The sequence below is a fragment of the Providencia sp. PROV040 genome, from assembly GCF_032706145.1.
In the GTDB taxonomy this organism is placed as follows: Bacteria; Pseudomonadota; Gammaproteobacteria; order Enterobacterales; family Enterobacteriaceae; genus Providencia; species Providencia hangzhouensis.
On the sequence record NZ_CP120530.1, the window covers coordinates 149,179 to 167,484 of the forward strand.

An 18,306-nucleotide genomic window follows, 5' to 3' on the forward strand; every position below is an offset into this window, starting at 1 on the left:
GAAAATGATGATTAATCAAAAAAGCTTTTCCTTACTCTTTGGATTATCTCTCATATTTCATTCAGCTGTGATATATGCGGCATCAAATAATGCCTTTTATAACACAACAGGTAATTGGGATGTTGAAGGTGCAAATGGTAAAATTTTCGTTTATGGCTCATTAACGGAGAGTGCATGCCATTTATCGATGGATTCTGCATTTCAATCCGTTGATTTAGGAAATATTGAAACTGCATCATTAAAAACAATTGGCGCCCAAGGCCACAAGACGCCGGTAAACATCGAGTTATTGGATTGTATCGAAACCCCAACGGTTTTGAGAAACAATAAATCAGGTAATGCTACATGGAGTATTTCTCAGCCTGGCATGAAAATTAGGTTTATCACGCCTGTTGTGCCTTTTAGACCGGACATCGCGAGAGTTGAAGGTGTGAATGGGCTTGGATTGCAGATAACTAATCCTAAAGGAAAAGAAATTGCTTTTGGTGAGTATAGTGAACCTGAGCTTATTTCTACGGGGCAAAATATTTTAACTTATTATGTAGCTCCCGTAAGAATTGCAGAGAAATTACAGGCTGGAGCTTATCGAAGTGTTATTTCTTTTCAAATAACGTATGAATAATCTTAATAGATTGTCTGATATAGCATTGAAGGTATTTATATGAATAACTTAAATTTCAATTTTTATAAATTTAAAAAAATAATACTCTCCATGCTATTAAGTTTGTTATTTTTTTCGTTACAGAGTCATGCAAAAAATGGTCAAATTGGTGAAATTAAGATACGAGGCCAGCTTGTCGCTGAAGCTTGTACAGTAAGGCCCGGTGATGAAAATATTATTGTGGACTTTGGTACTATCGTTAATAAGTACCTCTATATTAATCAAAAAACGCCAATTGAAAATTTTAATATTCATTTAGATGACTGTGATAATAGTATCTTTAGAACGGTGACCGTTAAGTTTACAGGAAACGAAAATATCAATTTACCAGGCCTTCTTGCATTAGATTCTGGCAGCATGGCTTCGGGCATCGGAATTGAAATCTTAGAATATAGCGGTAAAAAAATTCCCATTAATAGTACGACGCCTGCATACAATTTAGAGAATGGTACAAATATTTTAAGTTTTAATGCGAATGTGCAAGGGGAACCCGATGCAATAAAAAATAAAAGTATTGCGTTTGGCCATTTTACTGCAACCGCTATTTTTAGTTTAATTTATGATTAAGGTATCAGTAACAATGAAGATATTAATATTACTTCTCGCAACCTTATTATTTTCCCCAACTATTTTTGCGTTCCAGTGTAAAACTAATGGAGGGCAGGAAGTTGGCGGGGGAACACAAAGTATTTATGATGTTCCTCTCGATAATGATATTTTTGCTGTACCAAATCGTATAAATGAATTTGCGGATGTGAGTGATTTTATGACCTGCCGTAATGAAGCCCCCAGTGCTTATGTTGATTATTTAAATGTGACAGGTGCTGACCTTGGTCCAACATTTAAGAATAACCCAGAATTAAAAGCGGGTGTGGTCGTGCGTGGCGCTTATTATTTAGCACCATTTAGTGGTAAAGAAATTCAAGTATTTCGTTTAACTACAGCTAGTGAACCTTTACAAATTAAATTATATTTGCAAGTAAATGTTAAACCAACGCCATCAGTCTTGGTAAGAAAAGGCGATTTGCTGATGACATTAGATCTCCATAAATATGCGACATTTGTAAATAGTAATCAGCATATTGACCATGCTTATTTTAAATGGAATTTCTATGCAGGTAATGACGTAGTTGTTGGAACGGGTACGTGTGATATCAATGATAACCAAATCATCATTGTTGATTTTGAAACAGTAAATGCATCGGGTATTTCAACGGTGGGAAGTGCAAGCCGTTTTCAACGTAACGCAGAAATCACTTATAGTTGTGAAGATAATAACCTGACGGCGCCAATAAAGATGATTATTAGCGGAGAAACTTCGACTTTCTCATCTGATGCTTTACTTGTTAGAACAGGAGATATTGGTAGTCAAGGTTCTATTATGTCTGGATTAGGTGTTGAGGTTTATCATCAAGGGCAAAGAGTTTCCCCTATGAATGGGCATTTCGATTCAAAAATAGAAAATGGGCATGGTAGAGATACATTAATGTTCACGCTAGTTAAAAAACCTAATTTATCGCCAAATGAATTGATAGAAGGCCAGTTTAGTTCAGCAGCTACCATTATTATGTCCACTCCGTAGCTATTGAAATAGAGAGGTTTTTATATGGATGAAAGCCTCCATTTTTTTCTCGTCAGCTCTCTATGGTTACTGAGCAAATCGTGTTTATAACAAAATCACAATATATCGATGATTTTTTATAAACATATTTTGGATTAGACAAAATAAGTTAAACACAACAAATTTTGAATTATCATCGTTAGCATCTTTTCTTAAATAACATCACATAATTTCTCTATCAATAAAGCTCAAAACCTATCAGGTCTCAGTAGCTACAGGTATAATCACATAATTATCCGATAGATTTAGAGGCGAAGATGGCGAAACTCACCTTACAAGAGCAAATGCTAAAAGCAGGATTAGTTACCAGCAAGAAAATGGCAAAAGTGCAAAGAACGGCTAAAAAATCACGTGTTCAGGCGCGTGAAGCAAGGGAAGCCGTAGAAGAAAATAAAAAAGCACAGCTTGAGCGTGACAAACAATTGAGTGAGCAGCATAAACAAATGGTGCAATCCAAAGAGTTTAAAGCGCAAGTTAAACAACTTATTGAAATGAATAAAGTTGATATTTCAAAGGGAGATATTAGTTTTAATTTCACAGATAACAACGTTATCAAGCAAGTTGTTGTAGACAAAATAACGCAAACGCAACTGATCAGTGGGCGTCTGGCGATTGCACGTTTAGCGATTGATAACAGTGATGTTAACGAGTATGTGATTATTCCAGCAAGCGTAGCGGATAAAATAACGCAAAGAGATGCGGATAGTATCGTACTCAACAATGCACTCAGCCAAGAAGAACAGGATGAAGATGACCCGTATGCGGACTTTAAGATCCCTGACGACCTGATGTGGTAATACTCGTCAAATTTTAAGTCGTAGCTTTGGCGTTAAAACGGGCTGGCGCTAAACATTTTAACGTTCTTCTGACTCGCAGGGTGAACAAAATGCAATTCGCTAGCGTGCAAAAGTAAACGTGGAGTCTGCTCAGTCCCTTGTAATAATCGCCCACCATATAGGTCGCAGCCTAATATAGGGTAACCTAATTTTTGGCAATGGATGCGTAGCTGGTGGGTACGCCCTGTTTCAGGTATTAATTGGACTCGGGTTACTGGGAGCAATGTGCCATTATCTAATGGGTGATACAGACGCTCAATCACTTGGTAGTGGGAGCGGGCAGGTTTGCCATTCACCTCGCAAAGCGACATGCGGGGAAACTGTGCAGGGTCTTTTGCTATTGCCGCATCAATGACACCCTCATCATTAGCTAAGTGGCCACAAAGTAGAGCTTGGTATATCTTAATGACGGAGCGTTGGCTAAATTGCTGGCTCAGCGCTGCATTGATGGCTTTATTGCGAGCAACCACCATCAACCCAGATGTGCCAAAATCGAGACGGTGAACAAGAGTACAGTCTGGGAATATTTTTACTAATCGGTGATGGACGGAGTCTAAGTTTTGTGGGTTTTTTCCAGAAAGGCTGAGTAGGCCACTTGGCTTATTAATAAGAACCAGATGATCATCCTGATAGATAATTTCTATCTCATCGTGACAGGGCGGAGCAATAAAGGTGTCGATGATTTCAGTCATTAGCCTTTCCAGCAAAAAATGGTTGTTGATAATAACCAATTTTTAGTAGGTAGGCGAACGCTGTCACTTGCATCACGTAAATTTATCACTCAGACTAAAAGCAAAGCCGTAGTCTGCACACGCATTGTGCTCTATACTGCGCGTTGTAAAAACTGAGTCAATAAAAGATTAATTAGGCGGTAATGGCAATGAATGGAACGATCACAACATGGTTCGAAGATAAAGGTTTTGGATTTATCAAAGATGAGAATGGCGATAACCGTTATTTTCATGTGGTTAAGGTTGCCAACCCAGATTTGATTAAAAAAAATGCTGCAGTCACTTTCGAACCGACGACAAATAATAAAGGGTTATCTGCTTTTGCGGTCAAAGTCATACCTGAAAGTAAATATATTTATATCGCAGGAGAACGGATTAAGATTACATCAATTAAATCCTATCGTGTTTATTCAGTAGAAGTACCTGCAGATACGCGTATCGATAAAGAAAATACCGTGTTATCAATTGGCGCATTAATGAATAGTATCAAACCAAAATCAGATAAACCTGGTCAAATGCGTTCATTGAAAAAATTAGAAATTAGTACGTTACATGGGACATCATTAACATTTTCGGAAGATGAAATTGATATCGATGAGGCTGTGAAACAACTTAAGTTTAAGTGATTTCTTGTCAGGTAAACAGCACCACTCTTGAGTGCTGTTTACTTGTTTATTACTTTATTCTTATACAATAGAGTCATTTGAAAGCTAGCTAGGCTTATCGGAGAGGGGATATGTTAGATTTCTTAAAAAATTACGATAATTTAACCATTAGCGAAAAAAAAGTCTTAAAATACCTGACTGATAATATTACAGATATCCCTTACTTAAATATTAATGAACTAGTTGCTAAAACCTTTGTTTCTAAAACAGTTATTATTAATTTGTCGCAAAAATTAGGGTTTAGTGGATTTAAAGAACTTAAGTTTCAGATTAATAATTATATTTTAACAAAAAATAAAACTGAAAAAATCACACCTTCGTCTTATAAAAAACAACTCGAAAAAAATATTAATAAAAGTTTTACATTAATTAACGAAGAGCAAATTAGCGATTGCGCTAAAATACTACATAAATCGAGAAATATTTTTATTGTTGCCAGAGGGACAAGTAAAGCTGTTGGCTATTATCTTGAACACTTACTATTTGCGTTAGGTTTACACTGTTTTTTTATTAATGACTACAATTTATCTGATTCTTTCACTCGATTAGTTAGCAAAGATGACACGGTCATTTTTATCTCACTATCAGGGGGAACCAAAAAAATTATTGAAACAGCAAAAATTGTGCAATTAAAAGGGGCAAATATCATTAGTATGACCGCTTTTAATACTAATGAACTAACCACTTATACTGATAACACTTTGTTTTGTTTTGCCGATAATTTTGATACTAAAAGAGATGACACAAAATCCAGAATTGGCTTTTTTATTTTAGTTGATTTACTTATCAATGAATTAGAAAATCTACTTTAAATTTTCTTTTTTATTTTCTAAGAAAACTTCACTCGTCTTTCATTCTTGTCTTTGGTAGATAGTTTTTATTAATATGACCTAGGTCATTAGTTATGACCTAAGATAACTTTTAAAACCGTGACATCATTTCTTTTATAATCCCTCCAAGCTAGTATGCCTTTAATTCTAATAATAGAAGTCATAAGGAAACAGTATGGCCAGAAAAAAGTTTGGTGAATCTATTCAACGCTTTGGGAGAACATTACTCCTTCCAATAGGTGTTTTAGCACCTATTGGTATGATATTGGGTATCAGTGGTGCATTAGTGCAAACTTATATGATTGCACGTTTTCCTTTTCTCGGAAATGAAACGGTTAATGCATTACTTGTCAGCATTCGTTCAATCGCGGGTGTTATTTTTGATAATATTCCCCTACTGTTTGCTATGGGGGTGGCCTATGGTATGAGCCATCGAGATAAGGGGATCGCCGTCTTTGCATCGGTTGTCGGCTACTTATCGCTGATCATCACCATGAATATTTGGCTAGTGCTTACTGGTAAGCTTGCAGACCCTGCAATGATGGGGCAAGTAGGGCAAATTAAAGTTCTTGGTATACAAACTTTAAATATCAGTGCCGCAGGAGGGATTATTACTGGTTTGATTGCCGCTTGGGCGACTGATAAGTTCTATAACCTTGAATTGCCAACCGCATTTGCTTTCTTTTCTGGTAAAAAATCCGTTTCTATTATTATGATCGGTTTAATGATTGGAGTGGGTGCGTTATTACCGTTTATTTGGGAAGTATTAGTCCAAGGTTTGATGAAACTCTCTGCGGTATTTTTAAGTCCTGTAGGGCCATTTTTTACCGCGGGTGGTGAACGTTTATTTATTCCATTTGGTTTACACCATGTATGGAACGTTTTATTTAGATTTACTGAGGCGGGTGGTACTTATGTTATTGACGGACAAACCTTTGTTGGTGTTGTTCCTGCATTAACTGAGGTGTTATTTAACCAAGGCCCAGATAGTGAATATTGGTCGATGATGCCAAGTTTGACTCGCTTTATGGCGCAGCAACAAATGCTAGTCACACTATTCCTATTCCCTGCAATTGCTCTTGCTATTTACAAAACATCGAAGAAAGAAAACCGCGCAGAAGTGAAATCCATGCTGGTTACTATGGTATTAACAGCCATGCTTGGTAACGTCACGGAGCCACTCGAATTTACCTTCGTATTTATTGCGCCATTATTGTACTTAATTTACGCCATTATTGTCGGTATCGGTGCGGTGTTGCTTTCATTGGCTGAGGTCGGTATCGGTTATATTCGTGGAACCGTTTTTGATTTTACTATCTTTGGTCTGCTGTACGAGCACACTAACTGGATCTTCCTTGTTATTATCGGTAGCTGTTTAGCCGTCGTCACTTATTTTATTTTCTACTGGGCCATTATTAAGTTTGATATAAAAACACCAGGTCGCGAAGAATCGAGTAATCTGAAAAATACCTTAATTAAAGAAAAACGTTATGGCGAAATTGCAGAAATTTTAATTCAAGCGTTAGGTGGCAAACAAAATATTCGTAACGTAGATAACTGTATTACCCGTATGCGTATTGATGTTGGAGAAGTGAACCAAATTGATAAAGATTTAATGTTGGAATCAGGATGTACCGCATTCTTCTTTCCATCGGCAAACCACGTCCATGTTGTATATGGACCAAAGGTTGAGTTTGTTCGCAATGCTGTTGATGAAGCAATGAAGAAATAAAGAAGGGATACGAAATGAGAGCATTATACGATTCTAAAAGTAAAACTATTGATGACCGTGGAATTAAAGACTTATTGTCTGATGAAGCAAAATATTCTACTTGGTTAATGTTTGAATCCATGCTGGCCCAAGCTCAAGCGGAACTGGGATTTATTCCACAATCAGCGGCAGATGAAATTAAAGAAAAGGCTGTTATCGAAAATATCGATTTTGAAGAAATGAGCCGTATTTACCAAAAAATAGGCCATGGCTTTGTACCTTTCTTGAAAGTTTTAGTGAATGCTTGCTCTGAGGAAAGTGGTAAATATATCCATTATGGAATTACCACGCAAAATATTCAGCAAAGTTCACAGCTCTATATGATGAAAACCGTACATCATAAATTTATGTTGTTACTCGGTGAAATCATCGAAAACTTAGCAGATTTGGCCGAAAGAACCAAACATATGGTGATGCCGGGAAGAACTCATGGACGTCATGCGATCCCTATCACCTATGGCTATAAAGTTTCGGTATGGATCAGCGATTTTATTGATTGCTACCAACGTATGAAAGAGTGTGAAAAACGGGTTTTCACTATCATGATGGGTGGCGCTGTTGGTGCATTTAACTCAATGCCTGGTGTTGGTATGGCGGTACAAAAACGTGTCGCTGAGTTGGTGGGTATGGAAGCCATGGAAGTGCCATCCAGAAATTTGAGTACGCATAAGCTTGAATATATGGCAAATTTAGCGTTAATGGCCAATATTTGTCATAAAATAGGTGAAGAAGTTTATAGCACAACGTTAGAAGAAATTGCAGAGGTTTCAGAAGGGTTTACTAAAGGAACAGTGGGCAGTAGTACTATGCCGCATAAAATAAACCCAAAACTTGCTAAGGGAATTATTGCTAACTCACAGAAATTATATTCTTTACCGAGTGTTGGTATGTATTCTGCGGTAAGACCTTATGAAGGTGATAGTAGCTCTTATATGTTATTTGATGGGTTAATCGAAGAAGCTTTGGAATTGACCACGGAAATTTTACTAAGAACTGAAGAGCTTTCTAGGACGATTGTGCCACATGAAGAGAGAATGCTTCATAATGTTTTGAGAAACAAAGGGCTGGATAATACTGAGTATGTCATGATGAAGATGGCGGAAAAATTAGGCAAAGATAAAGCTCACTCCCTTTTGTATGAAGAAGCAATTAAAACTGCGGCGGATGGGGAAGATTTCTATACTAATTTAACCAAAAATAGTGTGATATCAGCAGCATTCAGTAATGAAGAAATTAAAGCAATGCTTGACCCGAGATCTTATATCGGGTTATCCGTTGAAATTGCAGAAAAAGAAGCAAAACGTGGATTAGTCGTTTCGCAAGAAATTAAGCAACAGTACAAATAGTATTTTTAGTATTTACTAAAAATTATTTTAAATAAGGGGCTGTCTATTATATAGATAGCCCCTTACTTATTTATTCGCCAGCGAGTGCTCTTGGGAATAATAAGTTATTTTCTAGGTTAATGTGATTCATTAAATCATCAATCAGTTCATTGATACCATTATACAACACACGCCAGGTAGTACAGGCTTCTGGCGGTGGTGTGACATTATTGGTAATATCTTTAATTGCTTCTAAGATATCACTAGCATCATCATGTTCTTGTTCCATGACACTAATTGGACCTGCTGCGTTTCTGCCCATTCCGTTTTTTATCATAGGGAATAAAACGCGTTCTTCTTTCATCATATGGCTAGCTAGTTCTTCCAGTAATGCTTCTAAGTATTTTGATAAACCTTTTGGCACGCTTGGCTTATTTATATGAACGCGTTCAACTTTTTGTGCCTGTAGTATTAGTTCAGGTAATTGTTCTCTGTGCCTATCATGATAGCGAACAATGATAAAATCGATAATCTCACTGAGTGGGGCTTTGCGCCAATCCTGTTCTAACGTTTCTGTGGCTAATTTAGCTAATTGGCTTTCTAATAGGTCAATATCTAACTTTAATTTTTCTGCGCTGCGACTCAGCGTCTGTTTGCCACCACAACAGTAATCCATATTATATTGGCGAAATAAAGAAGAAGCTCTAGGAATGGATAATGCGAGCTGTCCGAGTGTTTTATCTCTAAATTGCATATGAGGTATCCTTTAAAAAATCATAAAATTCTGATGCTACTTTGTTATTTAATTTATGCAGGTAATGCCCATTGGCGAGCAATATTACGCCCATACTCACGGCAGTCATCTAATGTTTTTGTGTCTGGTTTCCATTTTGCTTTTAAAGATAATGCGGTATCAAAACCGGCATCCATCAAACGTGTTTGAACACGGTCAACGGCGCCGCCATTCCAACCAAAACTACCGAAAGCAGCGGCTTTTTTATTTAAAAAACGTAAGCCTGTAATTTCTTCAAGCATACCTGCTATTTTAGGCATCATGACATTATTCATGGTTGAGGTACCGACCAGTGCCGCTTTGGAGCGAAAAACATGAGTAATAATGTCGTTTTTATCACTGCGTGCAACGTTAAATATTTTAACCGCGACATTAGGGTCGGCTTCATTGATGCCTTGAGCGATTGCATCCGCCATTAAACGAGTATTATTTGACATGGTATCGTAGAAAATAGTGATACGATCTTCTTGATAATCTGCTGCCCATTTCAAATACAATTCAATGATTTGATTTGGATTATCACGCCATACTACTCCGTGAGATGTCGCTATCATATCGACAGGTAGATTAAAGCCTAAAATTTCATTTATTTTTGGCGTCACTAAGCGGCTAAATGGGGTAAGAATATTGGCGTAGTAACGCTGGCACTGTTCGAATAATTCATTTTGGTCGACTTCATCATTAAATAATCGCTCATCACAATAGTGCTGCCCGAAAGCATCATTACTAAAAAGTACGGCATCTTCAGTAAAATAAGTCATCATGCTGTCAGGCCAATGTAGCATTGGAGTCTCAATGAAAATCAATTGTTTATTGTTACCTATATCGAGCGTGTCACCTGTTTTAACGATTTTGAAATTCCATTCAGGATGATGGTGATGACCATTTATTGAATCAATGGCATTGGCTGTGCAATAGATCGGGGTATTAGGAATAAAGCTCATTAATTCGGTTAATGCACCTGCGTGATCTTCTTCTGCATGGTTAATGACGATGTAGTCAATATCATTTAAATCAATTTGCGAGCGCAAATTTTGAACAAACTCACGGCTAAATTTATGATCGACAGTATCAATAAGAACATTTTTTTCTTCGCGGATTAAATAGCTATTATAACTACTTCCCTTTAATGTTTTGTATTCGGTTCCATGAAAATCACGTACTTCCCAATCACGCTGACCTACCCAATGGATGTTATTTTTTACATGAATCGCCATATTAATTTTGTCCTGTAGCTTTTAGAGTATAAGAAGACATAATCAATATTCATGCCAATATTTAATATTTTGATTTTTAAATAAATTAAAATAATTTTTTTTAGTTTATAGTCAAAATGACTATGTTAAGTGTTGTCATTATGACTATAATTGTTGTCAAATTGACAATGGGGAATGAATCATGGGTTTTTCTGTCGAGGCACTGGCAAAGATTGCAATCGAATTACAAAGTGGTATGGAGCATTCAGATCGATTTCAGCGTTTGATTACCACGTTAAGGCAATCATTAAGGTGTGATGCATGTGCGTTATTACGTTATGAATCAGGCCAATTTATTCCTTTAGCAATCGATGGGTTAATGGCTGATGTTTTAGGTCGTCGATTCTTTTTGTCAGGGCACCCTCGGCTAGAAGCAATTGCAAGAGCCGGTGATGTAGTGCGTTTTCCTGCTGATAGCCAGCTCCCTGACCCATATGATGGGTTAATTCCTCATCATCAACACCTAAAAGTTCATGCTTGTGTCGGCTTACCCTTGTATGCGGGGCAAAATCTTATTGGTGCATTAACATTAGATGGTATGGAACCTGATCAATTCGATGCATTTAGCAATGAGTCACTGAGGTTAATTGCCGCGTTAGCTGCGGGAGCACTAAATAATGCATTACTTATTGAACAGCTTGAAAAGCAAAATATATTACCGAATAAACCCATACTATTTAAACCTTCTGGAGAAACCGAGATTATTGGTTTATCTCTTCGTATGCAACAATTAAAAAAGGAAATTGATATTGTTGCCGGGTCTGAATTAAATGTTCTGGTCGGCGGAGAAACGGGAACAGGAAAAGAGCTAGTCGTTAAATCTATCCATGAAAAATCCCTTCGAGCAGATCACCCTCTTATTTATTTAAACTGTGCTGCGCTGCCTGAGAGTGTGGCGGAAAGTGAATTATTCGGTCATGTTAAAGGTGCCTTTACTGGGGCAATTAGCCACCGTAGTGGTAAATTCGAAATGGCGGATAATGGTACCTTATTTTTAGATGAAATAGGGGAGCTTTCATTAGCGTTACAGGCTAAATTACTGCGAGTATTGCAATATGGCGATATTCAACGTGTTGGTGATGACCGTAGTTTACGCGTTAATGTTCGTATATTGGCGGCAACTAACCGTGATCTACGCGAAGAAGTGTTAGAAGGTCGGTTTAGGGCCGATTTATTTCATCGTTTAAGTGTATTTCCGCTATTTGTTCCCCCATTAAAGGAACGTGGCGAAGATATTATTTTATTAGCGGGGTTCTTCTGTGAACAATATCGCCAGCGTTTTGGCTTATCCAGTGTGGTACTGAGTCCTTCATTACAACGGTATTTACTCAATTATTCATGGCCAGGTAATGTACGTGAATTGGAACATGCGATTCATCGTGCCGTTGTTCTTGCTCGAGCTTCAAGTGATACTGATGAAATTATCTTACAGCCTCAATATTTTACCTTTGATAATAATAAGTATGAGTTTACAGAAACATCACAGAAAGTCTTACCACTAACTAAAAATTTACGTGAGGTAACGGATGATTTTCAGCGTAAAGTCATTTCACAAGTATTAGAACAAAGCCATTATAATTGGTCTGCATGTGCCAGAGAATTGTCTGTCGATATCGCTAATTTACATCGATTAGCTAAACGACTAGGTCTGAAATAAAGTATTAATGCCTGCTTTAGTCGGGGTACTTATAAGAACTTATTTTATTATTAGCAATATTCCTTTTCCATATAGTGTTTTACATATTTCTTAAGCTGTTCAAGTTCTTTATTATCATTTTCGTTACGCTGTAAATGCTGAAATAGTGTGGAAATTTTCTTTAAGTCAAAGCGATTTTGTTGAATGCGTTTTTCAAGCGCAATAAGGGCTCTTTTCTTTGATGCGTGGTGCGCAAATTGCTTATGCAAAATAAGTAGATACAACCAAATACTTTGTCGAGTTATAAAAAAATCAAATATAGGCGGGTGAGGAAGATTTGCTTTTTTTGCTAGCAATAATCCACTAAATAAACGGTGCATGAATTGGGATGTGGAAGGCTTATTGCCCTGAATTAGAGCCGTTACTCCTTGTTTAAATTGCTGCTCAGAGAGATAGATTAATTGCTGGTAACGCTTGGTCGGGTTGGTTGGATAAATCCATGCGAAAGCAGCCATTGCAACTAATGGGCCTGAAACTATCGCAATGGCATTACCGATACTTTGAGGGAGTGAAAGAGAAAAAGGATAGCTCGGTTGGAGCAAAATTAAAGAAACCATAATGTAATCAAAAGCAATTAAAATTAGGCGGTTATGGGAAAAAATGATAACGCCACTAATAATCACTGGAATAATGAAAAAGGTCATCTGCCATGATGAAGAGGCAAAAGGCCATAAGTACCATGTGCAGATTAACGCTGTAATAGCGCCAAACAATTGCCCAGTAAAAATATTTTTCATAAACCTAGCGGGGTAATCGAGGGATGCGAATAGAGCCAACATCACTGAAAGACCGAGAGTAAGATAAGCCAGTACTTGCCACTGTGTCCACAACCATAACAAACCAACAGCAGCGATAGTCATAAAAGAACGAGCAAAGGCGTGCCACGCTGAAATTTTATCTTGATGAAGCTTCAGTTTATCCACTTTTTCAAAGTGTTTCGCTGATTTACCAAAAATAGCATAGTAAAGTGGGATCAAAAGTGTTTTCAGTACTCCAGCGGGGCATAATGATAAAATATGTTTCCATTGAGTCTCAGTTGGCTCTAGTGCAGGAAAATAAAAAGGTGCAATAGATTGATATTTATCTAAGTGTAATAATATTTGGCTTTGAAACATGAGTTTTTGACGTGCTTTAGCAACTTGTTTGCGGTGATAACGCCAGCCAATACGATTAGTCTCTAAAATTTCGTCATAGCTAGCCATGGTTTGCCAAAGATAGTCGATATCGTGTTGCTTAATTGGGTGCTTTTTCTCAAGTGAGTCATGTAGTATTTGGAAGAATAGTGTATCAATTTGATTTTTAAGGGTAATGATATTATCTTGTTCACGCTTAGGGGTAAAAAGGAAATTGAATACTACCGCTGAAAGCACGCCAACCAAAATGGTCCATAGCCGATCCCAAGCGACTATAAATAAGTTATCAGTAATATGAACGCTCAACATACTCACCATCACGGCGGAGTAACCTGCTAAAAATGTGCCATAAGCGACAAAGCCCTTTTGTAATTGGCCGATACCACTGCAAATGCCTAACCAACTCGCTAGCCCAATAATGAAAAGTAACGGGTGAATAAGGTGAAGCTGAATTAAGACGACACCGGCAAGCACACCACAAACTGTTCCAGCAAAACGCCACCAACTTTTTTCCAGTAAATTTTCGCGCCAAGGTTGCGCTGAAGCCCAGACGGTCATGGCTGCCCATTGGGGGTGAACTAACTCTAAATATTGAGCAATAAAGAGCGCAGCAATTGATGCACAAGCGGTAATGGCGGCAAAACGAAAGCGTGCTGGGTTGAATCCCAATGAATTCAGTAAAGTTATTATTTTTGACATAGAATATGAGTAAATTTGGGGTGTTAAAAAAGTATTTAGTTGATAATATCAACTAAAATCAGCGTGATTATTAACTAATTGGTTGATAAAATCAACTAAAGAGGGATTATGCGTACAGAACAGGCTCGAGTATTTGGAGTGATTAGTCGAGCAGCTCACCATTATATGAAATGGATGGGAGAGCCTTATGGTATCAATGCAATTGAGTGTTTGATGATTTTACATATTCATCAATATGATGCATCAACCCTAGAGCAGATTACGAAAGCGATGGTTGTGGATAAATCAGTGACGACTCGAGGTGTGAGCAAATTTTTAGCTAAGGGCTGGGTTGCCAAAACGAATAGCTTCGTCGATAAACGGGTTTACCATGTTTCGTTGACAGCACTCGGCAAAACGATTGTGAATGAGTTAAATTTTAAACTAGATAAATGGAATGATTATTTAGCGGCCGATTTGCCAGAACAAGAGGCTGATCAGCTATTTAGTGCACTAGAAAGCTTAGCGAAACGAGCTATTGAAAGCTCGGCGGCAGATTTTCCGAGTTTATTAGAAAAACCAAATGAGTGAGGCTCAATAACCAACCTAGCAATGTTATGTATTTAGGGCTGGTTTGAGAGCGGGTTATGTCATTCTTCATTAAGAGGAGGAGAATTCTTTAAATTTATTTTGGCGAAATGAACGTTGTTATTGCGAAATAGCGGTCATAGGAAGTAATACTACTTCAGACATATTCTCAGGTATTGGGCTTAGTTTATTACTCATCATGATTAGTTCTCCATCTTTTTCAATTCTTGCACTCATTCCTAAGGTATACCGTTTGGATTGAAATTCTTCAGGAAGAGCGACTGTAAATGCGATACTACGTCCTGCACTTTTTGTTTTGAAACTGTAATCCAGATTAGACTTTGCGTTGTTTTCATTTTGTTGTATTGAGGTCAATGAGAGTGTAATTGTGGAATTTTCGGGAATATCATAAGAGTGCGAATAAATATTACCATTAATATTATAAGCGGGAGTATGAGTAAAATAACTCATTAAAGTACTATTACAAGCAGATAGCATGAAGGTTATAAAAAGTATAAATAATAAAAAAAAGTATTTCTTTGAAAAATTTGGGTTAATATTTAGCATTAAATTTTCTCTTTGATGAAATCTGGTTATAGTGATGAACGAATAAACATTCTCTGAAGAAAATATCGTATATAGGTGTAAAGGCTTTTTTTTGTGTCATATTTTGAGAGTGTTGGCATTTCTGATTTCTCTCCTGTATATAAAATACCAATTCGAGGTAAGGTCATAATTAAATTTTCATCGAGATCGACTTTTTTAAAGGATTGTCGTAATTGCCTGACTAGCTTGTAATAACTACTTTCAGTTACGATAATGCCTCTTTTTTCCCAAATTTCATACATAACTTCTCTTTTACTATTTGTTTTTATTAATAATAATTTAAGCAGACATGATTCATTTTCGGAAAGATTAACGACATTTTTTTCACGGGAAAGTGTGCGTTTGAGTGGATCATAGACGACATTCCCAGATAAGAGGATCATTGATTCTTTTTCATTATAGTCAATGTTATCCATAAGGTTTTGTACTGTAGGTAAATCGGTCATAATTTATATCTGTCCTGATCATTTATGAATATATTTCAATACAAAAAACGAGACTAGATAAGATGTTATAAAAAATAAAATCGCTTTTTGATATTGAGCTAATGTGTTTTGATAAAGTGAATTTAAACGATATTCAGAGGTTGTATATATCAATTTTTATTTAAATTTTTTATGTTTTTTATATTTTTATAAATAAATAGGCTTAGGGTATTAAAAAAATACACTAAACCTATAAATATTAGTCGATAGATAATAAATTCAAGATGAGGGTAATAGAGGAAATTAATGCTAAATTACTAGTTCATCATCCTCATCATCGCTACCCTCTAAATTAATATTAGTCATATTATGACGAAGTTGGTTGCTAAGAGGGGCGCTCATCAAACTGATAGACATATAATGGTTGAGTGAACGATTAAATTTTTTATTTAGTGATACTAGCTCTGAGTCATTCGATGATTGTAATGCTTGGCTAACACCGGCGATAAAGTTTTGTTTTTCATCTTTACCCAATGCAATCATAGTTTTAAATACATGAGAGAAGAATATTTTGTCATCTCCCTTTGATTTAAGCTCATCAATAAAGTTGTTAACTTTATTTTTTTCTATAGGGGATAAATCTATTTTTTCGCTGTATTGATACTTATTTGTGGTCTCCATATTTTTCTCCTGCCATATTGAGGTCATTTTACTTTGAATATTTTCTGCATGAATTTGAGAACCGTTATATTGAGGATTGATAACCTTAGTTTGTAGATTAGTCTGCATATTTGTGTTCTTCCGGTATTGAATTTATTGTTGTTATCAAGTTTTGATAGGCATTTTTATGCATTTTTAAAATTTGGCATTGTGTCGGAACAGAAAATACATGAGGAAAAATATTTTTAGAGGCAATGACAGGGGAAAAGTAGGTGATTCTATTATCGACTTCTAAGGCAATTGTATTATCAGCCGTGGTTGAAAACTTCATATCAGAACCACCTATCGTAATACGAGTTTGCATTTTTTCAGGTAAGTGTAATGTTGTATTGGTTGTTTTTGCGCATTGCCTCTCAAAATAGGTTGCAACCGTCTCTTGTAGATGGTTATCACCAAAAATATCATTCAATATTTTCATCAGCTGTTCTTTGCTTTGACTGATATTTTCTTGGTATTGAATTTCACTGGTTTCTACCGCATGAATAAAATCAGTTAATAATTGTTTAATTCCATCGTTATAGCCTTGTTGATAAGCGGTTTGGTAGATAGCTTCTTGCTGTTGTTTTGCTTGTTTGTATAGCTCACTCGCCTTTTTTTGAGCTTGTTGAGTGATAATTGTGTGGTATCTATCGGCACTCAATGCTTGGTATTTGATCAAAACTTTTTCAGACATCGTCTGTTTAACATTTGGGGGTGTTTTCTCTGACATATCGACATGTTTCTTCAATAGTATTCCAAGGTAGCATCGTTTTTACGGATGACGGTATAAGTTGCTGAGTTTCAAGACTGAACATATATTTTGCCCGAAGGGTGTAAGTGGTGCCAAAGGAAGCTAAACACATTAATAACTGTTGTGCTCCAAGGGCAGTTAGTACCTGTGGTGACGTCGTGGGTTGATTTTCCGACTGCCAAAGTGAGCGGCTTAAGCGTGTATGTAATACACGGTATTTGGAAAGTTCAACCCACCAAGGGAGTGGTTCGGCGTGTAACAGAACCCCTAAGCCTAACGCTACCTCCGGTAGTAAAGCCCAATGTTCAGATAATACTTTGGGCAATAAGGGCGTTTTTTCATTAGGCAAAGGCAATGAGTATTGATGAATCAATTGCTGATTGTGTTTACGTTGCAGTAAAGGTGGAAAGTCGTTATATCCGACCCCATTAAATTCACTATGGAAATAGCAACCTGGAGCGAGGAAAATATTTCCTTGTTCAATTAGTAGGTTAGTCAGCGTTGCCATCAACAGGTTTCTCCATCAGATGAGTTGCTGATTTTTTGTTACTTAGCTGGCGCCACAGTAATAGTAAAATAGCAAATAGAATGATAATTGCTGCAATAATTGAGCTGATTATAATTGGATTGAATGTATTTTCTGGTTCAGATTTAATTTGGTATTGTAATGGTGGCCGGTTGACGACGACGACTGAGACATTATCGTAATTTGCTTCAGCAAAACTGTTCGTTAGAAATAGTTTAATTTTATGCATCATCATCTGAGGATCTTCACTTCCGGAATAAGTAACCAAGCTAGACACATTTTGTATTTGCTTGGTCGGATTATTGCCATTTAATGGGTAGCTGACATGCACTCGAGCATTAATAATGTCGGGGATGGTGAGCAGTGATTGTTCAAGCCGTTGTTCGATTAAAGAAAGTAAACGGGTACGTTCTGCTTGTGGTGATGCCACCAAAGAATCTCCAGGGAATGCTTGAATAATTTCTATTGGTTCTTTTGATGGTAAGTTATATTGGCGCAATAAATCTACCGCGATAACAAAATCACTAGGTTGAACACGAATGGAATCCCCGTTTTTATTATCTTGTTTACGCGTAGCCTCAACACCATGCTCTTGCAGTATGGCCAACACTTCATTACTTTGCCTTTGGCTTAGATGGCTGAGTAATAATTGGTTATCACAGCCCATTAATAAGCCAATAAAACCAATTAAGATAAGTTTCTTTAAAATATTCAT

General features: G+C 36.8%; 19 protein-coding genes and 1 pseudogene. 10 read left to right on the plus strand and 10 right to left on the minus strand.

Going from position 1 to position 18,306, the window contains the following annotated elements:
• Positions 1-4: 4 nt before the first annotated feature.
• The 4 genes from P3L40_RS00640 to P3L40_RS00655 all read left to right on the plus strand — a co-directional run bounded on the left by P3L40_RS00640 (position 5) and on the right by P3L40_RS00655 (position 3,079).
• A complete protein-coding gene (locus P3L40_RS00640; protein ID WP_210852460.1) occupies positions 5-622 on the plus strand; it encodes a fimbrial protein in 618 nt (205 codons plus the stop codon).
• 39 nt (positions 623-661) lie between these two features.
• Positions 662-1,228 (plus strand): fimbrial protein, encoded by a 567-nt coding sequence (locus tag P3L40_RS00645; RefSeq protein ID WP_094960885.1) that lies wholly within the window; start codon positions 662-664, stop codon positions 1,226-1,228.
• A gap of 13 nt (positions 1,229-1,241) precedes the next feature.
• Positions 1,242-2,243 (plus strand): fimbrial protein, encoded by a 1,002-nt coding sequence (locus tag P3L40_RS00650; protein ID WP_228677335.1) that lies wholly within the window; start codon positions 1,242-1,244, stop codon positions 2,241-2,243.
• 296 nt (positions 2,244-2,539) lie between these two features.
• Positions 2,540-3,079, plus strand: a complete 540-nt coding sequence (locus tag P3L40_RS00655; RefSeq protein ID WP_004263100.1) for a DUF2058 domain-containing protein — start codon at positions 2,540-2,542, stop codon at positions 3,077-3,079.
• Between the two features lie 32 nt (positions 3,080-3,111).
• Here the strand turns inward: P3L40_RS00655 and P3L40_RS00660 are convergent, their stop codons facing one another.
• A complete protein-coding gene (locus P3L40_RS00660; protein ID WP_136134152.1) occupies positions 3,112-3,810 on the minus strand; it encodes an RluA family pseudouridine synthase in 699 nt (232 codons plus the stop codon).
• A gap of 182 nt (positions 3,811-3,992) precedes the next feature.
• On the opposite strand from P3L40_RS00660, the gene P3L40_RS00665 reads away from it, so the two are divergent.
• The 4 genes from P3L40_RS00665 to P3L40_RS00680 all read left to right on the plus strand — a co-directional run bounded on the left by P3L40_RS00665 (position 3,993) and on the right by P3L40_RS00680 (position 8,461).
• Positions 3,993-4,475, plus strand: a complete 483-nt coding sequence (locus P3L40_RS00665) for a cold-shock protein (RefSeq protein ID WP_004263097.1) — start codon at positions 3,993-3,995, stop codon at positions 4,473-4,475.
• A gap of 110 nt (positions 4,476-4,585) precedes the next feature.
• A complete protein-coding gene (locus P3L40_RS00670; protein ID WP_094960882.1) occupies positions 4,586-5,326 on the plus strand; it encodes a MurR/RpiR family transcriptional regulator in 741 nt (246 codons plus the stop codon).
• 193 nt (positions 5,327-5,519) lie between these two features.
• Entirely contained in the window at positions 5,520-7,076 is a 1,557-nt protein-coding gene (locus P3L40_RS00675) for a PTS transporter subunit EIIC (protein WP_004263090.1), read from the plus strand.
• 14 nt (positions 7,077-7,090) lie between these two features.
• On the plus strand, positions 7,091-8,461 hold the full coding sequence (locus P3L40_RS00680) for an adenylosuccinate lyase family protein (RefSeq protein WP_136134151.1): 1,371 nt from the start codon (positions 7,091-7,093) through the stop codon (positions 8,459-8,461).
• A gap of 70 nt (positions 8,462-8,531) precedes the next feature.
• Here the strand turns inward: P3L40_RS00680 and ytfE are convergent, their stop codons facing one another.
• Together ytfE and norV are read right to left on the minus strand one after the other, a co-directional pair.
• The gene (gene ytfE, locus P3L40_RS00685; RefSeq protein WP_004263084.1) at positions 8,532-9,194 is read right to left on the minus strand and encodes an iron-sulfur cluster repair protein YtfE; all 663 of its coding nucleotides are present in this window, start codon (positions 9,192-9,194) and stop codon (positions 8,532-8,534) included.
• Between the two features lie 62 nt (positions 9,195-9,256).
• Positions 9,257-10,450, minus strand: a pseudogene (gene norV, locus P3L40_RS00690) (anaerobic nitric oxide reductase flavorubredoxin); the annotation flags it as partial.
• A 181-nt stretch (positions 10,451-10,631) separates the two neighbouring features.
• On the opposite strand from norV, the gene norR reads away from it, so the two are divergent.
• Positions 10,632-12,146: a nitric oxide reductase transcriptional regulator NorR gene (gene norR / locus P3L40_RS00695; RefSeq protein ID WP_136134150.1), complete on the plus strand. Its 1,515-nt coding sequence runs from the start codon at positions 10,632-10,634 to the stop codon at positions 12,144-12,146.
• A gap of 50 nt (positions 12,147-12,196) precedes the next feature.
• Here norR and P3L40_RS00700 read toward each other — a convergent pair whose 3' ends face one another.
• A complete protein-coding gene (locus P3L40_RS00700) occupies positions 12,197-14,017 on the minus strand; it encodes an FUSC family protein (protein ID WP_136134149.1) in 1,821 nt (606 codons plus the stop codon).
• Between the two features lie 108 nt (positions 14,018-14,125).
• Between P3L40_RS00700 and P3L40_RS00705 the strand changes: the two genes are divergently transcribed.
• Positions 14,126-14,587, plus strand: coding sequence for a MarR family winged helix-turn-helix transcriptional regulator (locus tag P3L40_RS00705; RefSeq protein WP_196732192.1), 462 nt, complete (start codon positions 14,126-14,128; stop codon positions 14,585-14,587).
• 117 nt (positions 14,588-14,704) lie between these two features.
• On the opposite strand, the gene P3L40_RS00710 is transcribed toward P3L40_RS00705, so the two are convergent.
• The 6 genes from P3L40_RS00710 to sctJ all read right to left on the minus strand — a co-directional run bounded on the left by P3L40_RS00710 (position 14,705) and on the right by sctJ (position 18,306).
• Positions 14,705-15,151 (minus strand): YbaY family lipoprotein, encoded by a 447-nt coding sequence (locus P3L40_RS00710; RefSeq protein WP_136134148.1) that lies wholly within the window; start codon positions 15,149-15,151, stop codon positions 14,705-14,707.
• Positions 15,152-15,177: 26 nt separating this feature from the next.
• The gene (locus tag P3L40_RS00715) at positions 15,178-15,606 is read right to left on the minus strand and encodes a transcriptional regulator (protein ID WP_136134159.1); all 429 of its coding nucleotides are present in this window, start codon (positions 15,604-15,606) and stop codon (positions 15,178-15,180) included.
• A gap of 318 nt (positions 15,607-15,924) precedes the next feature.
• Positions 15,925-16,404 (minus strand): hypothetical protein, encoded by a 480-nt coding sequence (locus P3L40_RS00720; RefSeq protein ID WP_136134147.1) that lies wholly within the window; start codon positions 16,402-16,404, stop codon positions 15,925-15,927.
• Positions 16,394-17,044, minus strand: coding sequence for a hypothetical protein (locus P3L40_RS00725; protein ID WP_096863497.1), 651 nt, complete (start codon positions 17,042-17,044; stop codon positions 16,394-16,396). Before P3L40_RS00725 ends, P3L40_RS00720 begins: the two co-directional genes overlap by 11 nt.
• Positions 17,016-17,573 carry a hypothetical protein gene (locus P3L40_RS00730; RefSeq protein ID WP_136134145.1) on the minus strand — a complete coding sequence of 186 codons (558 nt, stop codon included), beginning with the start codon at positions 17,571-17,573 and terminating at the stop codon, positions 17,016-17,018. Before P3L40_RS00730 ends, P3L40_RS00725 begins: the two co-directional genes overlap by 29 nt.
• Complete coding sequence (sctJ, locus tag P3L40_RS00735) at positions 17,557-18,306, minus strand: type III secretion system inner membrane ring lipoprotein SctJ (RefSeq protein ID WP_136134144.1); 750 nt, start codon at positions 18,304-18,306, stop codon at positions 17,557-17,559. Before sctJ ends, P3L40_RS00730 begins: the two co-directional genes overlap by 17 nt.

Bases quoted from the DNA above. Each gene is read 5' to 3' on its own strand.
- P3L40_RS00640 (WP_210852460.1), top strand. From the start codon at position 5: ATGATGATTAATCAAAAAAGCTTTTCCTTACTCTTTGGATTATCTCTC.
- P3L40_RS00645 (WP_094960885.1), top strand. From the start codon at position 662: ATGAATAACTTAAATTTCAATTTTTATAAATTTAAAAAAATAATACTC.
- P3L40_RS00650 (WP_228677335.1), top strand. From the start codon at position 1,242: ATGAAGATATTAATATTACTTCTCGCAACCTTATTATTTTCCCCAACT.
- P3L40_RS00655 (WP_004263100.1), top strand. From the start codon at position 2,540: ATGGCGAAACTCACCTTACAAGAGCAAATGCTAAAAGCAGGATTAGTT.
- P3L40_RS00660 (WP_136134152.1), bottom strand. From the start codon at position 3,810: ATGACTGAAATCATCGACACCTTTATTGCTCCGCCCTGTCACGATGAG.
- P3L40_RS00665 (WP_004263097.1), top strand. From the start codon at position 3,993: ATGGCAATGAATGGAACGATCACAACATGGTTCGAAGATAAAGGTTTT.
- P3L40_RS00670 (WP_094960882.1), top strand. From the start codon at position 4,586: ATGTTAGATTTCTTAAAAAATTACGATAATTTAACCATTAGCGAAAAA.
- P3L40_RS00675 (WP_004263090.1), top strand. From the start codon at position 5,520: ATGGCCAGAAAAAAGTTTGGTGAATCTATTCAACGCTTTGGGAGAACA.
- P3L40_RS00680 (WP_136134151.1), top strand. From the start codon at position 7,091: ATGAGAGCATTATACGATTCTAAAAGTAAAACTATTGATGACCGTGGA.
- ytfE (WP_004263084.1), bottom strand. From the start codon at position 9,194: ATGCAATTTAGAGATAAAACACTCGGACAGCTCGCATTATCCATTCCT.
- norR (WP_136134150.1), top strand. From the start codon at position 10,632: ATGGGTTTTTCTGTCGAGGCACTGGCAAAGATTGCAATCGAATTACAA.
- P3L40_RS00700 (WP_136134149.1), bottom strand. From the start codon at position 14,017: ATGTCAAAAATAATAACTTTACTGAATTCATTGGGATTCAACCCAGCA.
- P3L40_RS00705 (WP_196732192.1), top strand. From the start codon at position 14,126: ATGCGTACAGAACAGGCTCGAGTATTTGGAGTGATTAGTCGAGCAGCT.
- P3L40_RS00710 (WP_136134148.1), bottom strand. From the start codon at position 15,151: ATGCTAAATATTAACCCAAATTTTTCAAAGAAATACTTTTTTTTATTA.
- P3L40_RS00715 (WP_136134159.1), bottom strand. From the start codon at position 15,606: ATGGATAACATTGACTATAATGAAAAAGAATCAATGATCCTCTTATCT.
- P3L40_RS00720 (WP_136134147.1), bottom strand. From the start codon at position 16,404: ATGCAGACTAATCTACAAACTAAGGTTATCAATCCTCAATATAACGGT.
- P3L40_RS00725 (WP_096863497.1), bottom strand. From the start codon at position 17,044: ATGTCAGAGAAAACACCCCCAAATGTTAAACAGACGATGTCTGAAAAA.
- P3L40_RS00730 (WP_136134145.1), bottom strand. From the start codon at position 17,573: ATGGCAACGCTGACTAACCTACTAATTGAACAAGGAAATATTTTCCTC.
- sctJ (WP_136134144.1), bottom strand. From the start codon at position 18,306: ATGAATATTTTAAAGAAACTTATCTTAATTGGTTTTATTGGCTTATTA.